The 21573-nt window shown below is 45.6% G+C and carries 22 protein-coding genes; 14 read left to right on the forward strand and 8 right to left on the reverse strand.

The window, feature by feature from the left end:
• Positions 1-269: 269 nt before the first annotated feature.
• Positions 270-1787 carry a leucine-rich repeat domain-containing protein gene (locus BLS69_RS20105; protein WP_176872890.1) on the reverse strand — a complete coding sequence of 506 codons (1518 nt, stop codon included), beginning with the start codon at positions 1785-1787 and terminating at the stop codon, positions 270-272.
• A gap of 501 nt (positions 1788-2288) precedes the next feature.
• Between BLS69_RS20105 and BLS69_RS20110 the strand changes: the two genes are divergently transcribed.
• From BLS69_RS20110 to BLS69_RS20140, 7 genes are all read left to right on the forward strand, one after another.
• Positions 2289-3179, forward strand: a complete 891-nt coding sequence (locus BLS69_RS20110; protein ID WP_091035480.1) for a diacylglycerol/lipid kinase family protein — start codon at positions 2289-2291, stop codon at positions 3177-3179.
• Positions 3180-3326: 147 nt separating this feature from the next.
• Positions 3327-4244 (forward strand): aldo/keto reductase, encoded by a 918-nt coding sequence (locus tag BLS69_RS20115; RefSeq protein WP_091035483.1) that lies wholly within the window; start codon positions 3327-3329, stop codon positions 4242-4244.
• A 272-nt stretch (positions 4245-4516) separates the two neighbouring features.
• Positions 4517-5899 carry a transcriptional regulator gene (locus BLS69_RS20120; RefSeq protein WP_091035485.1) on the forward strand — a complete coding sequence of 461 codons (1383 nt, stop codon included), beginning with the start codon at positions 4517-4519 and terminating at the stop codon, positions 5897-5899.
• 257 nt (positions 5900-6156) lie between these two features.
• Positions 6157-6327 (forward strand): aspartyl-phosphate phosphatase Spo0E family protein, encoded by a 171-nt coding sequence (locus BLS69_RS20125; RefSeq protein WP_091035488.1) that lies wholly within the window; start codon positions 6157-6159, stop codon positions 6325-6327.
• A gap of 99 nt (positions 6328-6426) precedes the next feature.
• Positions 6427-6807, forward strand: a complete 381-nt coding sequence (locus BLS69_RS20130) for a GntR family transcriptional regulator (protein ID WP_091035491.1) — start codon at positions 6427-6429, stop codon at positions 6805-6807.
• Positions 6804-7679 carry an ATP-binding cassette domain-containing protein gene (locus tag BLS69_RS20135; protein WP_091035493.1) on the forward strand — a complete coding sequence of 292 codons (876 nt, stop codon included), beginning with the start codon at positions 6804-6806 and terminating at the stop codon, positions 7677-7679. Before BLS69_RS20130 ends, BLS69_RS20135 begins: the two co-directional genes overlap by 4 nt.
• Positions 7676-8374, forward strand: a complete 699-nt coding sequence (locus BLS69_RS20140; RefSeq protein WP_091035496.1) for a hypothetical protein — start codon at positions 7676-7678, stop codon at positions 8372-8374. Before BLS69_RS20135 ends, BLS69_RS20140 begins: the two co-directional genes overlap by 4 nt.
• 163 nt (positions 8375-8537) lie before the next feature.
• On the opposite strand, the gene BLS69_RS20145 is transcribed toward BLS69_RS20140, so the two are convergent.
• From BLS69_RS20145 to BLS69_RS20155, 3 genes are all read right to left on the reverse strand, one after another.
• Entirely contained in the window at positions 8538-9056 is a 519-nt protein-coding gene (locus BLS69_RS20145) for a hypothetical protein (protein ID WP_091035499.1), read from the reverse strand.
• A 50-nt stretch (positions 9057-9106) separates the two neighbouring features.
• A complete protein-coding gene (locus BLS69_RS20150) occupies positions 9107-9880 on the reverse strand; it encodes an isocitrate lyase/PEP mutase family protein (RefSeq protein ID WP_091035502.1) in 774 nt (257 codons plus the stop codon).
• A 77-nt stretch (positions 9881-9957) separates the two neighbouring features.
• On the reverse strand, positions 9958-11010 hold the full coding sequence (locus BLS69_RS20155) for a bifunctional transcriptional activator/DNA repair enzyme AdaA (RefSeq protein ID WP_091035505.1): 1053 nt from the start codon (positions 11008-11010) through the stop codon (positions 9958-9960).
• 304 nt (positions 11011-11314) lie between these two features.
• On the opposite strand from BLS69_RS20155, the gene BLS69_RS20160 reads away from it, so the two are divergent.
• Positions 11315-11692 carry a LysM peptidoglycan-binding domain-containing protein gene (locus tag BLS69_RS20160; RefSeq protein WP_176872892.1) on the forward strand — a complete coding sequence of 126 codons (378 nt, stop codon included), beginning with the start codon at positions 11315-11317 and terminating at the stop codon, positions 11690-11692.
• 406 nt (positions 11693-12098) lie between these two features.
• Positions 12099-12677, forward strand: coding sequence for a hypothetical protein (locus BLS69_RS20165; RefSeq protein WP_143023601.1), 579 nt, complete (start codon positions 12099-12101; stop codon positions 12675-12677).
• Between the two features lie 318 nt (positions 12678-12995).
• Here BLS69_RS20165 and BLS69_RS20170 read toward each other — a convergent pair whose 3' ends face one another.
• Positions 12996-13913 (reverse strand): phosphatidate cytidylyltransferase, encoded by a 918-nt coding sequence (locus BLS69_RS20170; protein WP_076213755.1) that lies wholly within the window; start codon positions 13911-13913, stop codon positions 12996-12998.
• A gap of 96 nt (positions 13914-14009) precedes the next feature.
• Between BLS69_RS20170 and BLS69_RS20175 the strand changes: the two genes are divergently transcribed.
• Positions 14010-14564, forward strand: coding sequence for a hypothetical protein (locus BLS69_RS20175; RefSeq protein ID WP_091035513.1), 555 nt, complete (start codon positions 14010-14012; stop codon positions 14562-14564).
• Between the two features lie 90 nt (positions 14565-14654).
• Here the strand turns inward: BLS69_RS20175 and BLS69_RS20180 are convergent, their stop codons facing one another.
• Positions 14655-15116 carry a VOC family protein gene (locus BLS69_RS20180; protein WP_091035516.1) on the reverse strand — a complete coding sequence of 154 codons (462 nt, stop codon included), beginning with the start codon at positions 15114-15116 and terminating at the stop codon, positions 14655-14657.
• A 161-nt stretch (positions 15117-15277) separates the two neighbouring features.
• Between BLS69_RS20180 and BLS69_RS20185 the strand changes: the two genes are divergently transcribed.
• The 3 genes from BLS69_RS20185 (at position 15278) to BLS69_RS20195 (ending at position 18717) form a co-directional block, all read left to right on the forward strand.
• On the forward strand, positions 15278-15712 hold the full coding sequence (locus BLS69_RS20185; protein ID WP_091035519.1) for an Lrp/AsnC family transcriptional regulator: 435 nt from the start codon (positions 15278-15280) through the stop codon (positions 15710-15712).
• 520 nt (positions 15713-16232) lie between these two features.
• On the forward strand, positions 16233-17528 hold the full coding sequence (locus tag BLS69_RS20190; RefSeq protein ID WP_091035522.1) for a GntP family permease: 1296 nt from the start codon (positions 16233-16235) through the stop codon (positions 17526-17528).
• A gap of 22 nt (positions 17529-17550) precedes the next feature.
• Positions 17551-18717 (forward strand): glycerate kinase, encoded by a 1167-nt coding sequence (locus BLS69_RS20195; protein ID WP_091035525.1) that lies wholly within the window; start codon positions 17551-17553, stop codon positions 18715-18717.
• Positions 18718-18852: 135 nt separating this feature from the next.
• On the opposite strand, the gene BLS69_RS20200 is transcribed toward BLS69_RS20195, so the two are convergent.
• Both BLS69_RS20200 and BLS69_RS20205 read right to left on the reverse strand, forming a co-directional pair.
• Positions 18853-19899, reverse strand: a complete 1047-nt coding sequence (locus BLS69_RS20200) for a CdaR family transcriptional regulator (protein ID WP_091035528.1) — start codon at positions 19897-19899, stop codon at positions 18853-18855.
• Positions 19900-20081: 182 nt separating this feature from the next.
• Positions 20082-20456, reverse strand: a complete 375-nt coding sequence (locus BLS69_RS20205) for a winged helix-turn-helix transcriptional regulator (RefSeq protein ID WP_091035531.1) — start codon at positions 20454-20456, stop codon at positions 20082-20084.
• 240 nt (positions 20457-20696) lie between these two features.
• On the opposite strand from BLS69_RS20205, the gene BLS69_RS20210 reads away from it, so the two are divergent.
• Entirely contained in the window at positions 20697-21440 is a 744-nt protein-coding gene (locus BLS69_RS20210) for an SDR family oxidoreductase (protein WP_091035535.1), read from the forward strand.
• Positions 21441-21573 lie beyond the last annotated feature (133 nt).

A 21573-nucleotide genomic window follows, 5' to 3' on the forward strand; every position in this document is an offset into this window, starting at 1 on the left:
AAGTTCAGTATACCAACTCCCGCGGCAAAAGAAGATAGGCTAAACCGTGTAAAATTTGCCCTAATCCAAGATAGAGTGTCACAAGTTCATGTCCGCACAGACAGATGGTATGCTGTATTTGCTTGAGATTGGCGATGTCCATATACCATTATCCAATGTCATAGCAAAACTGTCATGGCACAACAAAAATCCCCGCTGATTGTTCAGACGGGGACTTGCGCTATGTTTCTCATATTCTCTTATGGCTGAAAATGAACGTGAGACACAACTTAAGGCTGTACACTCTCACCAAGCTGTTTATTTTCAAAAATCAGAATCGTTTTGCTGCTTCCGATGTAACCAACAGAGGTATTGAATTGCTCTGAAATGAAGCGAACTGGAACAAATGCTTTGCCATTTTTCATCAATAGAGGAGCATCATTGATCGCAAGTGAATCATTCACGACAACTTGTTTGTTGCCCACGCTCCAGCGGATGGTCTTGTCATTCTGTGTGATCACGGCTTCGCGTGTACCGCTGTTCCAGTTCACGCTGGCGTTTAACTGCTCCGAGACAAAACGCAGAGGCACATAGGTCCGCCCTTCATCGATAAAAGGTGCAGCATCCAGTGCATAAGCGCGATCTCCTACATAAGCAGAGGTAGACCCTTCAATCAGACGCTGGAAGCTGCCCTGCGGCGTTCGTTTCTGCTCCCGCACATTCATCCGGTTCAGAAGCTGCATCGTCTGACTGCCACTTGTGACATCTAGATAGTTGTTCTGCACCGTAAGCCCCGCAGGCTCAACCTCTGAGACAGAGGTCTGAATACCAGAGGATAACGAGGTGGACGCTGAGATATCCTGTATGGCATTCGTCGCTGACTGATCACGGGTAAACGTAAAACCTGCGATCGGTGTCAGATCCCACACCCGGTTATTGGATAATTTTAATACGTCCAGGCTGTATAGTTGCCGAAGAGGTTCCAGATCATAGATCTGATTGGATTCTGCATTCAGCTCCTTCAGCCCAGTCAGTCCCTCAAGCCCCTTGAGGTGTTGTACTTGGTTACCGGAGATATCAAGTGTCCGCAGCCGTGTCATGTGCTCCAGTGGTGTCAGATCAGTGATTTGATTGCCTGCCACATTCAGATTCCGTAGTGTATTTGGCAGTTCAGCCAGTACTTCCAGCGACTGAATCTGGTTGTTTGCTACATTGAGTTGTTGAAGCCGGGTTTTATCCATGAGCGGTGTCAGATCGCTAATCGTATTGTTCGAGATCTCAAGCCACTTCAGTGCATCCGCATCCGAGAGGGCCGCAAGACTAGTGATCTGGTTACCGCTGGCGTGGAACGTATGTAATCGGTTGAACCCACGTACAACCTCTATGGATGAAATGGAATTGTTGCTGATATACAGCCTTCCCAAGTCTTTCAATTCAGCAAGTGCGTCTATGGATGTAATGTAATTGTTGCGAACATCGATCTCGCGAAGCTGGGTTAGGTGCTCCAGCGGTGTGAGATCCTCAATCTCATTCCCATATAATCGGAGGTGAGTCAGGTTGGTTGCATATTCCAGACCGGACAGGCTTTGAATACCTGCATTGCTCAGATCCACCACCTCAAGCTGCTCCAGATCAGATGAAGTCAGTGGAACATCCAGAGGTTTGTTCAGGATTAGCTTCAGTCCGTCCTCAAGTAGGGGATCTTCAATGATTCCCTCGCCCAAGTCTGAAGTCGTGTAAGCCATGGCTTGCCCCGATGCCCCGAGACTCAGGATGAATACTAGAAATAGTAGCGTCATTCTTCTCATTGCATGCATTCCCTCCGATTTTTAGAATTATAAAATCATCCGAACAGATTGAATTAGATAAGTATATTGAATCAATTGCATAACTCACTAAAATGGATTTTTGTAACTAGATATAGACAAATTAAACCATTTTGATCTATATCTAGCCTTGATTGAAGCAGCTAAAGGTATTATGAAATTGATTCTAGTATCTACACGATAACAGCGACCGGAAGGTTGTTCTGCACACGGAGTGTTCAGTGTAAATGGAACATTTTAACATATGCAGGTTCAGCTCAAAGCATATCTATAGTTATTAACCCGTCAACAGGGAAAAGGAACAAGAAATTTCGTAATGGGTAATTCTCTACTTCTATTCTATATGAAACAAACCCTGCTCTGCACTCTTCAGAGAAATGTTTATCAAAAAAAATAGAACATCTCCCGCAGACCCTATTCAACCCACCCTTGAAACGGGTAAAGATGAAGTAAAGATGCCATTTTGGAGGGGAAGATGTGAGTATGCGCCAAGCCATGATCATTAGTAATCCATCGTCAGGTAAGGAAGAGGCCGAGCAGTATGTGTCCCAAGTCAGAGAAATTCTGGAGTCACAGCAGTACGAGGTAGTTGTTAATGAGACGGCCGGGGAAGGTGATGCCACCAACTACTGTCTGAGCGCCTGCAAAGACGGCTGTGATCTGGTCATCTCCATCGGGGGCGACGGTACACTACATGAGACGATTAACGGCATGATGGATCAGGATCATCGTCCCCGACTGGGCGTGGTACCGCTAGGTACGGTGAATGATTTTGCGCGTGCGCTGAATATCTCGCTTGACCCGGAGGAGGCCATTAGGCAGTTACGTTCGAATCAGACCCATATCGTGGATCTGGGGAAAATCAATGATCGCCTGTTTGCCAACGTTGTGGCTGCAGGTTCTTTGGCAGAAGCTCTGTTCTCCGTATCCTCGGAAGAGAAGTCGAAGTTGGGATCATTCGCATATCTCAAAGAAGGCTTGAAAGACCTGGTGAATACACCAGCCAATCATCTAACCATCGAATATGACGGACAGATCTGGGAAGGAGAATCTCCCCTTTTTCTGGCGGCGCTGACCAATTCGGTTGGAGGATTCCAGAAGTTGTCCCCGGATGCTGAGGTGGATGATGGTCTGATACATTGTTTTGTTGTTCGTAACATCAGTGTGTTCAACAGCCTCACACTAGGTACTTCCCTGTTTTTTGGCAATCTGAAGGACCATAAGGATGTGGACTATTTTACAGCCAAAGAAGTTCATGTTCGCTCAGAAGAAGCCATTCGCACCAATGTAGATGGGGAAGAAGGTCCTGCCCTGCCGATTCACCTCACTGTCCTGCCAAGGCATATTGAGGTTATCATACCGGAAGAAGTATAACTTATTCTTTGGGATCTATAGGCTGGAATGAAGAACCTATCATTTCTCCATATGAATATAGGATAAATCTATTGAAACCGATTGCAGATATATGTCACAATCAAAGGTAAGATACACGATAATATTCGAATATGGAGGGAAAACATCTTGAGAACCATTAAATTGGGCAGCAGTGCACTAGAAGTACCTGTAGTGGCTGTGGGCTGCATGCGGATTAATTCACTAGACGGTAAGGAAGCCGAACATTTTGTTCGTTCTGCAATGGAGGTTGGGGCAAATTTCTTTGACCATGCCGACATTTATGGTACAGGAACATGTGAGGAGATCTTCGCCGAAGCGGTACAGATGAATCCCCAAGTTCGTGAAAATATGATTCTTCAATCCAAATGCGGGATTCGCAAAGGCATGTTTGATTTCTCCAAAGAGCACATCCTGAATTCAGTCGATGGCATCCTGCAACGTCTGAAAACGGAATATCTTGACGTTCTGTTGCTGCACCGTCCAGATGCTTTGGTTGAGCCGGAGGAAGTGGCTGAAGCCTTTGATCAACTGGAGCGCGAAGGTAAAGTGCGTCACTTCGGGGTATCCAACCAGAATCCGAACCAGATCGAATTGTTGAAAAAATACGTGAAACAGCCACTGGTAGCCAACCAGTTGCAGATGAGTATTACCAATACGACGATGATTGACAGTGGCATCAACGTGAACATGGAGAACGATGCCGCGGTTAACCGTGACGGTAGCATTCTTGATTACTGTCGTCTTCATGATATCACCATTCAGCCGTGGTCCCCGTTCCAGTACGGATTCTTCGAAGGTGTATTCTTGGGTAGCGACAAGTTCCCGGAATTGAATTCAAAGATTGACGAAATTGCTGCGAAGTATGACGTGAGCAATACAACGATTGCAATCGCATGGTTGCTTCGTCACCCTGCGCAGATGCAACCTGTGACAGGCACGATGAATATTGAACGTCTGCAAGACTGTGTAAAAGCAGGAGATGTTCATCTCACACGTCCAGAGTGGTATGAAATTTACCGTGCGGCAGGCAATATACTGCCTTAAATTCAAGTTATAGTGAGCATGATGACTGCTGAGTCAGTTGAGAACACGAGCCCGTAGATGGCTCGTGTTTTTTGTCTATTTTGAGGTTTGATGTCAGGCACGTTTCCGATATAAAATAAGGATAGGATTGTCTGTTTTATAAAAGGATTAAAATGGTTTTAATACAAATTAGTTGAAATTATTATATTGACCGATACTTTCTAATTACATATAATTACTTTTGCATACCGATAATCCTGTTTATGTTTTTTATTTTGGAGGGTGGTGTTCGTTTGGAGTCGACAACCACGATACGCGATCACTTGGAAAGTTATCTGAAGCGTGAACAGATGTCCATTAGTCATTTTTCGGAAACGTCAGGGATTAATTCGGGTACGCTCAGCAATATTTTGAATAAAAATCGACCTATTGCCATGCAGCAGTTGGATCGCATTACTTCCGCCATGAAACTTGAAGAAGGTTACTTCTATGAATTATACATAGATGAGTGTTTTGTACATGCGACCCCGGACTGGCGAAGACTGGGACCCTTCCTTCATCGCTGTGCCGAGTTGGACAAGTTGGACTGTATTGAAGAGGTTATTCGTCTGATGATGGATAATCTATCCTATATTCCTTTGTTATTTGATGTGGCTGAAGAATTCTACCAAGCGGGTAAATTCAAACCAGCCATCCTTCTATATGAAAACATTGCTGAAAGTGAGAAAATGCAACATTCCGAGCGGCTTGCACTCTGTCAGTATCGACTGTTCCGGTTGGGACTGACCAACGATCAGCAGCGGAATCTGATTATCGCAGCCCGGTTCGAATATTATGTGGATCGGCTGGATGAGCGCTATCAATTGGATGCGCTTAACGAACTAATTAATGCATTTGGGGCATTGCATAGATGGAACAAGGTTCAGGAGTTATCTGAAAAATTGAAAGTAAAAGCGTCCATCCATTATGAGATGAACGGCCGAAGGAAACAAGAAGAGACCAAAAGACCAATTGTCTTCTATATTCTGTACTCCGATCTAGCTGCAGGAAGTGCCTGTTATCATTTGAAGGACTACACCGGAGCACTAAAATATGTTTCTTTATATTCGGATAATCGCTGGGTGAGGAACCCGGATAAAGATGAAATCGTCGTTATGAATCAGTTTCAGGAATGGGCTGAAGCTAATCGATATATATATTATTTAATGGGTGGTCATTTTGAGGTGTTACCTGATTATCTGGCGTATATCTCGACAAAGGAAAATGAGATATTCCCAGCGCTGTGTGATATTGTAACAGCGGCTAATCGTTATGATAAGGATATTGATCATGTACTCAAACAGTATGAATCGTACTTCACTTATCAGGAACAGAGTAACCGAATTGGCAAAGTGAGCAGACAGGTTACGGATGATCGATATTTACGACTTTTAGCAGATTTGGGTGCATACTATTTAAAGAAGGACGAGTTTCATTTAGGGATAGAATTTGTTCTGGATAGTTTGAAATTTTCTATTGAAATTAGCAGTGGACGAGGTATGCTTAGAGGTGTCGGACTGTTTGAGCAATACCGGGAATTTGCATCTGAGACGGCGAAACAGCAATACAAAATGATAATTAGTGAGGTGCAGAAACTCAATGAAGAGAAAGTTGGCTTTGCTGATAGCTACCTGTAGTATCGTTGTATTCATCGTAGCTCTTGCTACGGAACCTGTCCCAGGCAAGGAAAGCCCGAATCCCGAAAGCCCGAACCCCGAAATTATGAGACCCGCTGATCATGGATTTGGAACTTAATAAAAGTAAAGAACGCTTCTGAATTCATTTCAGGAGCGTTCTTTTTTTGTGTATCAAAGTGGAAGAATAAGTATGTCGTATCTCACATGCGCTTATGATTGGCATAATACACTAAAATATGACAAAAAGGAGGGATACTATGGATCGCCTGGATTTGATATCACGGATCGAAGATGCCAGACAGTTGTTATATCGCATGCATATGGAATACGGCAGTCTGCTTCATCCGGAAGTGATCCAGCAATCCGTAGTCCTGGACGGTCTTATTAATCAATACAACAGAGCCAAGGTAGGAAAGGCAATGAGTTAAGTTCGCCTATTTACATTTGCGTCTTTGTATAATATAGTTAGTTACATGAGTAACTAACCGACTAACTGACTAATGAATACGTATGAAAGTTGGAAGCACATGAAATCGACTTTGGATGAATCTCAGCCTATTTTTCATCAGATTGCCACGATGATTATGGACGATATTGTGGAGGGGAGATTGAGGGTGGAAGAACAGGTTCCCTCAACCAATGAACTGTCACGCTTCTACAATATCAATCCGGCTACAGCCCGCAAAGGACTGCAGGAACTCGTGGACAAGGGGATTATATACAAACAGCGAGGTGTTGGAATGTTTGTTGCAAAGGGAGCAAGAGAAGCATTGCTCGTTGAACGGAAGCAAGATTTTTATGAAGAATACATCAAGCCTTTACTTGAAGAAGCCAGACGGATTCACATGAATGAGGACATGATCATTGATCTGATTCGCGGCAAGAAGGATAAGGAGAGTGAGTTATGATTCATATGGAGCAGGTCAACTATAGCTACCAGAAGACGCCCGTTCTGAATCAGGTTACGCTACATGAGAGTGAGCCAATCATTAGTGCAATCTGGGGAAGAAATGGAGCGGGTAAAACAACCATGATGAGTTTACTGGCAGGTCATAACCGCCCCGACAGTGGAGCCGTTCAGATCATGGGTCAAGACCCCTATAATAATCTGACTGCCCAAGAGCATCTGTGCTACATCCAGGAGAATCATCCCCTGGGGAAAAACTGGACGGTTAGTGACATGGTTCAAATGGGGCAATATTTTCATCCGCATTGGAATCAGGATTTGGCAGAACGTTTAATCAATGTGTTCGAACTACCGGAGAAGAAGAAGATCATTAAATTTTCGAAAGGCATGAAGACTGCCACCCAGATTATATTGGGTCTTGCCAGTAATGCAAAGATAACCATTCTGGATGAACCCACCAATGGGCTCGATGCTGAGAAGCGTAAACTCTTCTATAATGCGTTACTTGAAAGTTATGAAGATAACCCGCGTCTGATTCTGATATCCAGCCATCATATTGAGGAGATTCAGCCTTTATGTGAGTCCCTTATCGTTTTGCAAGCCGGAGAGGTGTTGTTAAATCAACCGATGGAAGAGATGCGCGAAAAAGGAGTTCTTCTAACAGGGAGAATTGATGATATCAACCAAGTCACAGCAGATGTTAAAGTTATCGAATCTTCCCAGATGGGATCGACTGTGAAAGTGATGATTGATGAGCCCTACTCGAAAATGTGGAAGGATATCGCTCATTCGCAGGGTCTTTCCATTGAGAAAGCGACATTACAAGATTATTTGGTTAACAGGACCCGTAATCAAGAGGGGGTTAAACCATGAACGCAGTAAAAGGTACGAATCGACTGATTCGCGATGATATGCGTTTGTATCTGGGCATATTTTCATCCATCGCTCTGATGCTCGCCGTTGTATATCTGGCCATTGGCTTCATATTTGATGTCTCGTATGCTACGCAACTGTTTGGTCCCATGTACGGAGGGATATGTACGTTTGCAATCGGGGGAATTATTACACTGTTTCCGGTTGCGATTGGAATGGGCAGTACACGAATTCAATTCATGAAATCCTTCTATATGAATTCGGTATGGATGGTTGCGGGCACCATGATCATTCTGCATGTGGCGTACTTCCTCATACACCTGCTTCAGGAAAAAGGAATTGTTGACGTAACCCTTTATCAACCGGGCATGTTGTATTCAAGCAAATATCATTTCTTATCTTACCTTTGGATCGATCTGATGTGTGGCTTTCTCGTGCTGGGAATATCTGTATTCCCAACGGTTTGTTGGATGCGATTGGGGTTGCGTAACTTCTTCATTATGTTCTTTGGGGTAGGCTTGGTCATTACGCTGATCATTACATTGGGCGATCTTGGTGAGTTTACGTTGTGGATTGCTAGGATCAATCGCATGACATTGTTCACCGTTCTGGGATGTATTGGTGGTGCGCTACTTCTGTCTACGTACCCGATGATGAAGAATGCGCCGCTTACCATGAAATCCAAAAAAGACTGACAGGAAACAGTTATAAAGGAACTGGGCAAGGAATCTAAGGGAAACTTCCTGTAACCAGAAAAACACGAGTGCGAACACGCCTCGTGTTTTTCGTATCATCCTAAATCTCTGAATATACCTATTCGGCAATCTTTGTGCGCAATTCAAAATGAAGGTGTATCCCTTAAGCCTGAGCCTGCGGTTTGAATCCTTCGTCTTTGAGGTACTCGCCGGCTTCGCTACGCGTTTCAAAAGCCATATCCAGATTAACACCGGAATACACATACCACATGTCATCTTCGTATTTTAAAGTCAGCGTATGTCCATCTTCATCGACCCATGTTCCGCCACCCGTAGAGGTTGTAGACAAGGCAGGAGCAACAGCTTTTACTTGTTCTGGCTCTTCGAATTCAACTGCGTTGGGATTGTGAGACATCGCTTGGATCGTTTCATCTAACAAGGTGCGCAGATCTGGTTCGGAGTAATCACGAATATTGACGAATCCTTTAGCATCGGTCTCATAGTTGGGCAGTAACCCTGCATAGATATAACCGTTACCGTTAGGGTGAATATGGAGAGCAACAATTTTTTTATCATACGCACTATCCTCGTAGTGGAAATTAACACGACCGAGAGAAACATCTTTGCGTTGCAGTTGGGGATACGATTGTAGCACTTCAAGCTTTTGTTCCACGTTAAGCATAATTGCCTCCTGTAAATGTTCAATAGAGGTGATTATAACATGCCCTCCAGTTAATTTCCCGATAAAATACTTCTCTCCAGTTCTTTCAGATGTTCCATAGCTTGCAGATAAGGATATGGTCCATAGCTTACGCGAGCTACACCGAGTGCAGCAAGTTGTTTTGGTGAAGGTTCAGGAGACGTAACCATGACGTTAATTGGCAGCGGTGAACGCTCACACAATTCCTGAATCAGTTGGTGATCCTGCAAACCGGGTACAAACAGACCACTGGCTCCTGCATCTGCATAATGGCTCGCACGTATAAGTACTTCCTCCAGGAGGGAGTGGTTATGGTGTTCAGGTGCATGTTGCAGAAAAATATCTGTGCGGGCGTTAATGAACAACGGTATGCCTGCCTGCTCCGCAGCTTCCCGGGCGGCGGACAGTCTCGGGCATTGCTCCTCCACAGAGTACAATCCCAAGCCAGTGGGAAGTTGATCTTCCATGTTGATTCCTACAGCACCATGATCGATGACTTGCAGGATATTTTGCTTCACTTCTGACACAGACCTCCCATACCCTCCCTCTATATCGATCGTTACAGGCAGATCCACGCTCGCTGTAATCCGTGCGAGATTGGCAAGCACCAAATGGAATGGCATGGCTTCCCCATCTTGCTCACCATGGGCCGCAGCAACGGACCAGCTTCCGGTTGCGATGGCCGTTGCTCCAGCGGATTGAATGGCTTGCGCACTTCCGGCATCCCACACATTGACCAGAACAAGTGGTTTTCCTTTCACATGGTATTGTTGGAACAACGTTGCTTTTTCTTCTAAGGTACTCATATTATGTTGACTCTCCTTTGTTATATCATGCATTCCTTTGGACATTTGATGCGTACTTCATTACTTCATTCTGTTTTTCAGCTACCGTTTTTTTGTTTCTCGTGAGTCAAAAGCCAGTTTTTGCGAGTTAATCCCCCGCCGTATCCACCCAGTTCCCCACTGGCATTAATTACACGGTGACATGGAATCACAATCGCAAGCTGATTGGCCCCATTTGCCTGTGCCACAGCTCGGCAAGCAGTCGGTTTTCTCAGTGCATTTGCAATCTCTTGATATGACCTCGTTTCACCAGCCGGAATGGCCAGCAACTCGTCCCACACACGTTTTTGGAATGGTGTTCCTAAACAGAACAACGGTGTGTCGAATGCTGTCCGAATACCTTGAAAGTACTCGTTTAGTTCACGCTCAATGGACTGGATGGGAGCTGTAGTACCGGGTACAATCGCTGATTTGGTTCGTTTGCGCAGACGCTCAACTTCGCGCTCCAGACCTCTGCGGTCCACAAATTCCAGTAAATATAGCGACTCCTCATCTGCAATGGCCATCATCGGGCCAAGGCGGGTGTCAATCCAGGACGCTTTTAGGATATGTCCTTCATCGACTTGTGTAGGGGCGGCGCCCATGATTCGTGAAAAGGCATCGCGGAAGCCGCTGCTTGACTCATATCCGGTAGATAATTGGCTATCAATCACGGTGCGGCCGGAGCGAATATTTTTCAGGGCAAGTCCCATGCGGCGAGCGCGAGCATATTCGACAAAGGTCATGCCGAACCGCTTCTTGAACTGACGGCGAGCAGTCGATTCGTCGATGGAGAGGGCCTTGAAATCCTGTCCTTTCCAGCGTTTCTCCGGATTTTTCTCCACAGCTTCCACTAATATGCGAACGACATCGGATACTTGGTTAGGGTGAGAAAGTGGACGACAGCGCTGGCAAGGGCGATAAGAGGCCAGAAGTGCTTGCTGTGCCGTCTCATAGAATTCGCAGTTTTCGAATTTTGGCTTTCGCGCAGGGCATGTGGGACGACAGAACACACCTGTGGTTCGGACTCCAACATAGAATAAACCCTCGTATTCCGAATCCTTGGCCACAAGCGCCTCGTAATATTGTTCCTTCAGATCAGCAGAAATCATGGGGGCACGTCCTTACTCATTAGAATCTTTATCTATACCTATTATAGAAAAACGTTGCAACAAGCATCGCCGAAAATCAGGCATGAATATTGGATAGATTAAATCGGATATAACTTTGAAATTCGGTTGTTCAGAATTTGTTTAGAGTGAACTGGTAGTATAGACCTATCAGGGTAGGGTGACTTAGGCAAAGATACCTATATAGTGAAAAATATAATTATTGATCATTCATTGTTATAGGAAAAATACATAGGTAAACATGAAATTAAAGATTAGCGGAACGAAAGTTTGGAGGTCGACTAGAATGAAATATTCCACGTACAAAAGTATTTATGAATCCGCTTATACCAAAACGTCCGAGTCTCGCACCATGTATGTTAAAGATCAATTCATGCAGCGTGTGAAGACGCCAACCTGGCTAGTGAAGATCGTCACCATAACTCTAATTATAATCATAGGGTGTAGTGCTGTATTCACTGCATTTGCCGGGGATGAGCAATTGTTGTCGGGGGACCAGATCGTTGTATCTCAGGGAGATACACTGTGGGGCATTTCATTGGTACATAAACCTCAGCAGATGGACACTCGTGTGTATGTAGAAGCAATCAAGAAAGTGAACAAAATTGAGCATAACGCCATTCAGATTGGACAAGTGTTGGTCTTGCCTGGGTTTGATCGATAAAATAATACGTGTATGAAGTCATGAACAGAGCTCTTTCTTTATTCATTGAGATGCAGTCACATACTGAATTTATTAATCATTTACATATAATGGAGCTTCATGAGGGACGATATGGTGTAGTGATTAATAAGTGATGTGCTATATAAGTTGAACTAAAGAATATTTACACTGACACTACGATGACAGAATAACCTTCCAATCGCTGTTATCCCCAGATTTTTTGATTCCCTTTTCTTAAAGGGAAAATCCGGGGATAAAGGCGAAGCGTATGCTTCCGATGCAGCTTTCTTCCAGAAAGCTTTTAGCTTCGCTTTTTCAGGTTTTTTCTGTCCTCTCCGTTATCGTGTAAATGATTAGTTCAACTGATATAGATATATGTGCTGTAAATGGATGAAGGGAGAACTAGATGATGAAAATAAATATAAAGAAATCTGCACTTTGCATGTCTGTGCTCTGTATTTCGCTATTAGTTAGTGCCTGTGGCGCCAAGAATAATAATGAATCGGTTCAGGAGCACGCCTATCCGCAATCGAAGCAACCCGTAGAGGAAGCTGGAGAAAACTCTGTTCCGAATGCGGATGCGAAGAATAACAATGACAAAGGCATTGCCAGTGGTGATGAGGGTAATCCTACGGCTCAATCGGAATCCACTGAACCGTCTGAGCAGATTGATATCGTCATTGACCAGTCGGAGAAACCGAGTGAGGGTAACAGTTTTGATTTTGGAATCAAGCAGGTTCCGAAGGGCTATACACTAACGGAGATGCGATGGACGTCTAACACGGTGACGATTGTGAATTCACTACAGGAAGCCATTGAACATGGTGGAAATGGAGAAGATGGCTTTTACTTTAGCGGCAATGGACAATTCTCCGGCTTTATCTATTCGGATGAGATGAAGGGCGAGCGGGGCAAAGCGACATTTGTCTTCACGAATGATGAGGGGAACGAAATCATGTCCGAGAAAGAAATTACGTTGAAGTAGCAGGCACATCATGAAGGCTCAGTCTGGAGCCTGTTGAACAGGAAAAGCAGCCACTTGGGCTGCTTTTTTTGACATACATAATTACAAGATCGCCGATCTGTCTGTTGCTACATCTATAAAGATTGAACTGAAGATTTACACGAGAACATAGAGGACAGAAATAACCAGAAGAAGCGGAGCGTTAGCCTTTATCCCCTGATTTTCACCTTTATAAAAGTGATTAAAAAATCGGGGGATAACAGCGATCTGAAGGTTGTTCTGTCATCGGAGTAGCAAGTGTAAAAATTACTTTTTAGTTCAATTTAATTTATATAGTTGCTACATAAAGTCAAAGAAATAACGGACCACGTGGAACATAACCGGCGAGGTATAGGTCAGGCTGTCGACCCGGCTCAGGTAGCTTTTTTTGAGAGAATCGAACTTGTTGTCATCTCCAATTAACAGATCTCGCTTCAGTACAGACACCGTCAGACTGCCGAAGAATCCGGCCAGACTGATCAACACCCCGATGAACAGCGAGAATTTCCAATCAAATGGCGTCAGGTAGGGATGGATGAAATAAGACGTTGCTGTCGTCACAATGAACGCACACGCGAACCCTTCCCAGGTGACAAAAGGATTGGCGGTAGGCACCACTTTTCGTTTGCCCAGATAAAGAGAGACCAGATAATGCACCACATCATTAAGCTGTGTTAACACGACCAAGAACAGCACCAGCTTGGAGCCGTACTCCGGTGTGGCGAAAGGGAAATAGGCCAGGTGGCTCAGTCCAAACACCATCAGCATTAGTCCCCATTGTGTGGAGCTGACACTGCGCAGGAACCCGACCGTACCTTTGTTAATTAGGCGTGGCAAGGGCAGCACCAGGAACACATATAGTGGAATAAACACGATAAACATGCCATACCATCCAATGTAGATCCAGTAGAACTGAACCGGAATCGCCAGATACGCCCACAGGAACAGCCTGCGGTCGGCTTTGCGTGTACTGCGAATCATGGAGAAGTATTCTTTGAGTGAGAAGAATGCAAGCACCATGAGGGAGATCAGGGACACGATGGGGTTAAAAAGGGTAGCGAGGCAGAATATCACAAACATACCCCACCAGGTTTTGATTTTTTGGCCGATGCCTGAATAGTCTTTGCTTGGCTGAAGCTTCGCAATAATTTTGTACACGATATGTATCACAAGTAAAGCTGTGAAGATTAACGTTAGTGTAAAGAGTGAACTGCTCACGTACCGATCACCTGCTTATTCAAAGTAAGATTCCATTATAGGGTACCTATGTTATTATGAAGGAATAGTGCCAACTTGATAAGGGGAAATTTTGTTATGACAGATGAACGCTCCATCTATATCCTGCTTACGAATACAGGAACGCTGTTTACCAAGGTTATTCAGAGTTATACCCGAGCGCCATATAATCACGCATCGATCTCATTTGACCGGGAGTTAACCGAGCTGTACAGCTTCGGCCGCAAGCATCCGAGCAATCCGCTGAATGGCGGGTTTGTGAAGGAAGATATTCAGACAGGTACATACAGCAAGTATCCCAATACGACATGTGTCATATATGAGCTTAAGGTGACGGATCGTGAAGTGGAAAAGATGAAACGTGTGCTGCACATCTTCATCCGCAGCCGTCAGAAATATATGTACAATCTGCTCGGCGTGCTTGGCATTACGCTCAAGGAACCGGTGGAGTTCAGCAACTCCTACTTCTGCTCCCAATTTGTAGCCGAGATTCTACAGCGTTCGGGAATCAAATTGTGGAATAAGCTGCCGGCGCTGGTGACACCGGATGATTTTCGCCAGAGTGAACGATTGCAACTGGTTTATGAAGGAAAGCTACGCGAGTATACGCTGGGGAATGCAGAGCAAGAGTAGGGTAGTGCGTATGCTGATGCTTGCCAAGCAAATCCAATCATGAAATAGCCTGCTGCCACGGATGACGAGGCAACAGGCTGTTTGTGTACTTCATATAGATGATGCAGAGGATCGGTCAAAATCAACCTCTTCCAGGAATTCAATCACTTCACCATTGGGGCTGTGGACAAGCGCATTTCTAACCCGAAGTGCAGGTTCGCCAAGCGATATCCAATCCGGTTCAACGTAGGCCTTGGCTCCATGGGCGAGCGCTCGCTCATAGATATCTTCTACATCATGCACGTAAAAGGCGAAATGTAACAGTGCGCCGTGCCGGACATCTTCAGGCGAGGTGGCAGGTTCACCCTCGGCGGGAATGACGGCTTTTGGGTCAAATACCTCAATACAGGTGCGCTGATCCGGAGAGATCAGCATACATGCCTCGGTAATGTGGAAGGAAGGCAAACTCCAGGAGTGACCGACCTTAAATCCCAATACTTTTGTATAAAACGCCAGGGTATCTTTATAATTTCGGGCCTGAATTGCCACATGTGCAAGTCCAATAACACTCACATTACATCGCTCCTTCTTCAGATTGTAGTTTAAATTATAGGGCTGATATCGCATTGGAACCATACAATATCAAAGGATATAATGAGATGAAATCTAACTATTTTTAGCTAATTTATCAGGATAACCTTATTAAATAAGGTCATGACTCGGAGGTCTTACAAATGGAACACATGATAGATGAGATCGATCAGCAGATTATGCGTTTGCTGCAACATCATGCACGTATCCCCGTTGCACAGATAAGCAAAGAAATTAACATGTCCCAACCTTCGGTTAAGGAAAGAATCCTGAAACTGGAGGAAAGAGGTGTGATAACGGGATATTCAACCATCTATAATCTGGCCCGGTTAAACCGTGGAACCACGACGTTTATTTTGCTCAAAACAGAGCATTGCGACGAGTTGGTCCAGTTCTGTGAACAGGCCATCGAAGTCACGGACGTTTATCGGATTAGCGGTGAGTATAACTATCTGATCAAGGTACAGACGGCGTCCATTGAAGAACTTGCCGAGTTCCAGGATTCACTGGTGAAGCTGGGACCCTCGAAATCCCATATCAGCATGAAAAATATTATGGAAAACCGTATTCTCCTCTAGGTTGTATTTTCAAGGTCAGGCAAGCTATACAAGTGTGGATGTTAGTGCCCTAAAAGTCTCGAACCCAAGCCGAGCTGATCCCGCGAATGAGTGAACGATTTTCTAAGGAACACAGGACGTCTTATTTGGCCTCTTGGCCCTCTTTTGAAAATGTAAGGAACATTAGACACGTTATTTCCCGCAATCCCTTGATAAAAACGCTGCAAACGGCTATTTATTCAGATATAACGTGTCTCAGGTTCTTTAGATTTCTGAGGACGCTTCTAACCGCTCAATAAGACGTCTCAGATTTTTAGCGCTCGGTTTCACCCTTTGCTCCAATAGTGAGTGAGAGGAAGGATTTGAATCCCGTTCGCTTGGGTTTCAGCTTTGAAAACGTACTCTAGGGTGATGATGAGGATAGTCTGTCCTTCGTATTGTGCAAATGCACAATGAATTTCGTCCTTTCATCAATATTTATTCTCGCCTCCAGCAACTATAATGAAAGCGTGTTCAACAAGTGCATGGGGGGCAATTGACAATGGAACCATTAACAATTAGCTGGATTGGCGCGCTGGCAGGACTGGCTATTGCCATCATTTTAATTTTGAGGAAGCTGAATCCGGTCTATTCTTTATTTCTGGGTGCAATTGTAGGCGCTTTAATTGGCGGCGCTAACCTGGAAGAGACCGTAAATATACTGGTAGATGGCACACAAAGTGTCATGGGAACCGTACTGCGTGTACTGGCAGCCGGGGTGCTTGCGGGTGTGATGATGGAATCGGGAGCAGCAGAGACGATAGCGCAGGCAATTGTACGGAAATTTGGCGGCAGCAAAGCCATTCTCGCCTTGGCGCTGGCTACGATGATCATTACCGCAGTTGGTGTATTTATCCCCGTAGCCGTGTTGATCGTTGCACCGATTGAATTGTCTGTAGGTAATAAAATGGGTATATCCAAATTGGCATTGCTGCTGGCCTTATCCGGTGGAGGCAAGGCGGGAAACATTATCTCCCCGAATCCCAATACCATTGCAGCAGCGCGAGGATTCGATCTGGATCTGAGCAACGTTATGCTGGCAGGCGTAATTCCAGCCATCTGCGGTTTGATTGTAACTGTTCTTGTAGCTTCAATGCTCAAGAACAAAGGGGTTATGGTTTCTGATCAGGAAGCCGAACAGGGCAATGTAGATACATCGAAGTATCCACCACTTGGCAAAGCCATTGTTACCCCTTTGGTTGCGATCATCCTATTGATGATTAATCCCATAGGTTCTATTGCGGGCATTGAAGCATTGTCTACTTTTAAAGTGGATGCGATGTACATTCTGCCGATTGCAGGCATCATCGGTATGCTGGCGATGGGGCAAGGCAGAAATATTGTGAAGTATACAACCGCGGGATTAAACAAAATGACCGCAACTGTGCTCATTCTGGTAGGTGCAGGCGGAATAGCAGGGCTCATCTCTGCTTCAGATCTGTCAGGTCAGGTGGTGGGTCTGATTGAAGCCTCTGGAATATCCGGTACCTTCCTCGCACCAATCGCGGGTATTTTGATGTCGGCAGCGACGGCCTCGACGTCAACAGGTGTTATTCTAGCAACGGGCTCCTTCGGTGATGCCATCCTGAACATGGGTACGGCACCGCTTGCAGCGGCAGTTATGGTGCACACGGGTGCGACTGTCATTGATTCCCTGCCACAAGGCAATTACTTCCACGTGTCGGCTGATAGCATGAAGATGACGATTCGTCAGCGGATGGGCGTGATTCCATATGAGGCAATTGTGGGTGGCACGATGGCTATCGTAGCGACGTTACTGTACGGATTTATCCTTTAATCTAACGGATGGAGTGAGAGAGATGAGAGAAACTGTAGGGACTAGAGAGAAGACATTTGTTCTGGCACCGGATTCGTTTAAAGAAAGCATGACAGCGAAAGAAGTATGTATCGCGATGGAAAAAGGATTGCGTAAAATATATCCGACCGCAGGATATATTCATGTACCCATGGCGGATGGTGGGGAAGGCACGGTGCAGTCCCTTGTGGATGCTTCCGGCGGTTCCCTTCACCAGCAAGAGGTAAGCGGACCATTGGGTCAGACAGTGACTGCCCAGTATGGCATTTTGGGTGACGGATCAACGGCGGCCATCGAGATGGCATCGGCCAGTGGCATACATCTCGTAACCAAAGAAACCCGAGATCCGCTACAGACGACAACCTATGGAACGGGAGAGTTGATTCGAGCTTGTCTGGACCTTGGCATACGCAAAATCATCATCGGCATTGGTGGTAGTGCAACTAACGATGGTGGTGCCGGCATGGCTGAAGCGCTTGGCGCGAAATTTCTGGATGAACAGGGTCAGCCGCTTGCGCGGGGTGGCGGGGCTTTGGATCAACTGACTCAGATTGATGTATCCGGTCTGGATGTGCGTTTGCAGGAAGTGGAGTTCATTGTCGCCTGTGATGTGACCAATCCGCTCTGTGGAGAGCATGGCGCATCAAGGGTGTTTGGGCCACAAAAAGGGGCTACCCCAGAGATGGTTGAGCAACTGGATGCGAACCTGTCCCATTATGCAGATGTGGTGAAACAGCAGTTGCACAAAGATATCCGTGATATGCCAGGTGCCGGAGCGGCTGGCGGGCTGGGTGCGGGACTCTTGATTTTTACACAGGCAGTGTTGCGTAAAGGCATTGAAATTGTCATTGAATACACTGAGTTGCGTGAAAAATTAATTGCTGCGGATGTCGTATTTACGGGCGAAGGCGGTATCGACTTTCAAACGAAATTTGGCAAGACCCCCTATGGCGTTGCTCGGGCAGCCAAGGAAGCGGGTAAACCTGTAATTGCCATTGCAGGTTGTGTGGGCGAAGGAATCGACACCCTGTACGGGGAAGGCATTGATGCCATATTTGGTATTGTGCCCGGGGCAGCAGATCTGGAGCGGTTATTGCAAGAAGGCCCTGAGAATGTGGAGCGTACAACTGAGAATATTGCCAGGGTGCTGAAACTGGGTCTACTATCTTAGATCAGTGACGATCGGGATCGTACGGGGAGTTACGTGATCGTATTGGAATGCAATGTAAAAAAGACGGGATACGGATATGCCTGAAATCAGGTGATCTGTGTCTCGTCTTTTGCTATTCTCGAAGCTGTTCTGACGCTATTGGTAGAACGCGAGTAGTCCATGTGTAAGTTCAATGAGTTCCAGCAAATTACGGGGATCTTTGCCCGTAAGGGTCTGTATGCGTTTGAGCCGATATTGAAGGGTATTGCGGTGAATATTGAGATGGTCTGCTGTCGTGGTCATACTGCCGTTATGTTGGATAAAACTGCGGAGTGTATCCAGCAGGTCAACTGTATCCTCAAGTTTGCTGATGATATTGGCATGAGGTGTTAGATCAGCCGCGCTGAATCGAACCAGAAAGGGTACATCCTCATACCGAATGATCGGCGAGTCTGGTTGAAGTGCCACCATAATGTTCATCACGGACCGGGCCTGTTCGTAACTGGTGGCGATATTCGCTTCTTTTTGGCTGACGGCGATGAATGCTGTGGGTGTGATCTGTCTCAAACGCTGGATTATCCGATCAACGTCTGCTTCATTCTGGATCAGAATAATCTGATCATCACCATCACCTTCAATAGAGAATGAAGGGACTTGGAGCAATATGCGGTTAACCTCCGTCTCAGCGGCCAAGGAGTTTTTGGGGAGACGGACATATAGAAGAATGGTTGGCAATTGCAGATCAATACGGTATTGCAGGGCTTCCTTTTTGACCTTTTGTGAGTATGAACCCGGCTGATTGAGCAGTCGTTCGATAAAGGCTTTTTTACGTGAAGCTTCATGAGCCATACTTTCCATTTGATTACGCTGTTCGATTAAGAGAGATACGGTAGTACGCACGATGTTGCAGAAAGGCCGAACTTCATCCGGATGACCGGATATGCCAATGACTCCGACATGCTGCTGATTGATTAGAATCGGTTCGTTGGTGCCCATCTTCTCAAGTATGCCATCCTGCCAAACCTCGATCATGCTTCCTGTTGTTAATGCGCGGACAGCGCCCTGATGAACTGTGCCCACACGTTCCTTCTGACCACTTCCAATAATAATGCCATGCTCATTCATGATGTTGATGTTGTATGGAATGTCTTGCATCATTTTATCTACGATATCCTGTGCCTGTTTTTCCGAAAGCTGCAACAACGAAGCTCCTCCCCTTCCATCTCATCGTGCTAAATGCGCATCTTCTCTGATGATGATTCCGCCCGATACCATATTGTGCATCTGAACGAAATTATAGAGGAATGGTAAGGCTTACACAAACACGACAGTTCGAATTGAAGGTGTTCATGGAATTGTTGGGCATTGCATATATAGTTGTGCGTTCAAGTCGCTTCGTTCACGTTACCCTTATCCGTTATGATGCCTTGTGTACTGTTCAGGTAGTTCAGATGTGCTTTGCCCCAACCACACATGCCGTCCAATAACGTCCCAATGGTCTGACCGTGTTCGGACAGGCTGTATTCCACCTTGGGTGGGACATCCCCATAGAGTGTACGCACAATAATTCGATCCTGCTCCAGCTCGCGTAGTTGTTTCGTTAACGTGCCTTGGGCTACATCAGGAATCATGCGTCGCAGTTCACCGAATCGCTTCGTACCTTCCTTTAATAAAATAAACAAGATAAGGGGTTTCCACTTCCCATTAATGGTCTCCAGTGTTGTCAGTACTCCTTGTAACCTTGGTTCTTCTAAATCCACAGTAATCACCTCGATTTATACGTCTATGTGTATCTCTATCATATCGGATTTTCGCAATCTCTGCTTGACCACCTCTGTGAAAAGAGAGGAGAAACCGTTGTGATTCTGTCTCCATAGTACGAATATTCGTACTAGGTACGATGTAAATGCGTACTATTCAACCTTCTTCATTTCATGAATAATGAACACAACGTGAGCGAACATGCACATACATAACCGGAGATGAGAGGATGATCATAGATGAGTCACTATACATTGGAGAATAAACGGGTCGTTGTTATCGGAGGAAGCTCAGGTATCGGACTGGCTACGGCAATTCAGGCAGCAGAGGCAGGTGCGGATGTGATTATTGCAGGCAGATCGGCGTCCAGACTGGAGGAAGCGAGGGAACAGATCACAAAGGTTGGAGGCAAAGGCGCTTCTGGAGAAACGCTGGTGGACGTTCATGTATTGGATAATCAGGATGAGCAGCAGCTTGAAGCATTTTTCGCCCGAATCGGCATGTTTGATCATCTCTTCACCCCAGGAGCAGCCTACACTCGAGGCCCACTGACTTCGGATCGGGAGACGGCAGAGAGTTGTTTCAAAGGCAAGTTCTGGCCTCAATACTTTGCGGCTAAATATGCAGCGCCGTATCTTTCGGCTTCCGGCTCGATCACGTTAATGTCTGGTGGATTCAGCCAGCGACCACTGGATGGTGGTGCCTCCTACGCCGCATGTAACGGTGCAATCGAGAGTCTGGGTAAAGCACTCGCGGTGGAACTGGCACCGGTTCGTGTGAATGTTGTATCCCCTGGGACCATCTGGCGGGAGGGGCAAGAAGGGACGCCGCGTGGTGATCATTTTAAAGATTATGAGAAGCTGTCTCTGCTCAAGCGGGTTGGCTACAATGAAGAAATTGCACATACAGTTACGTATCTGATGACCAATACATTCACGACCGGCAGCACATTGTATGTGGATGGCGGCTACACCTTGATTTAAGAGCCTGAGTTATACAGGTCTAAAAGAATACTTTTTAAAAATAAAATGATGAAATATGGCGAAAAAACTTGAGATCCACCCTATTTTTGTACTATAGGGTGGATCTTTTTCCTTTTATTTTCAATTTTTGTTT

The sequence above is a fragment of the Paenibacillus sp. CF095 genome (assembly GCF_900101225.1).
Lineage (GTDB): Bacteria > Bacillota > Bacilli > Paenibacillales > Paenibacillaceae > Paenibacillus.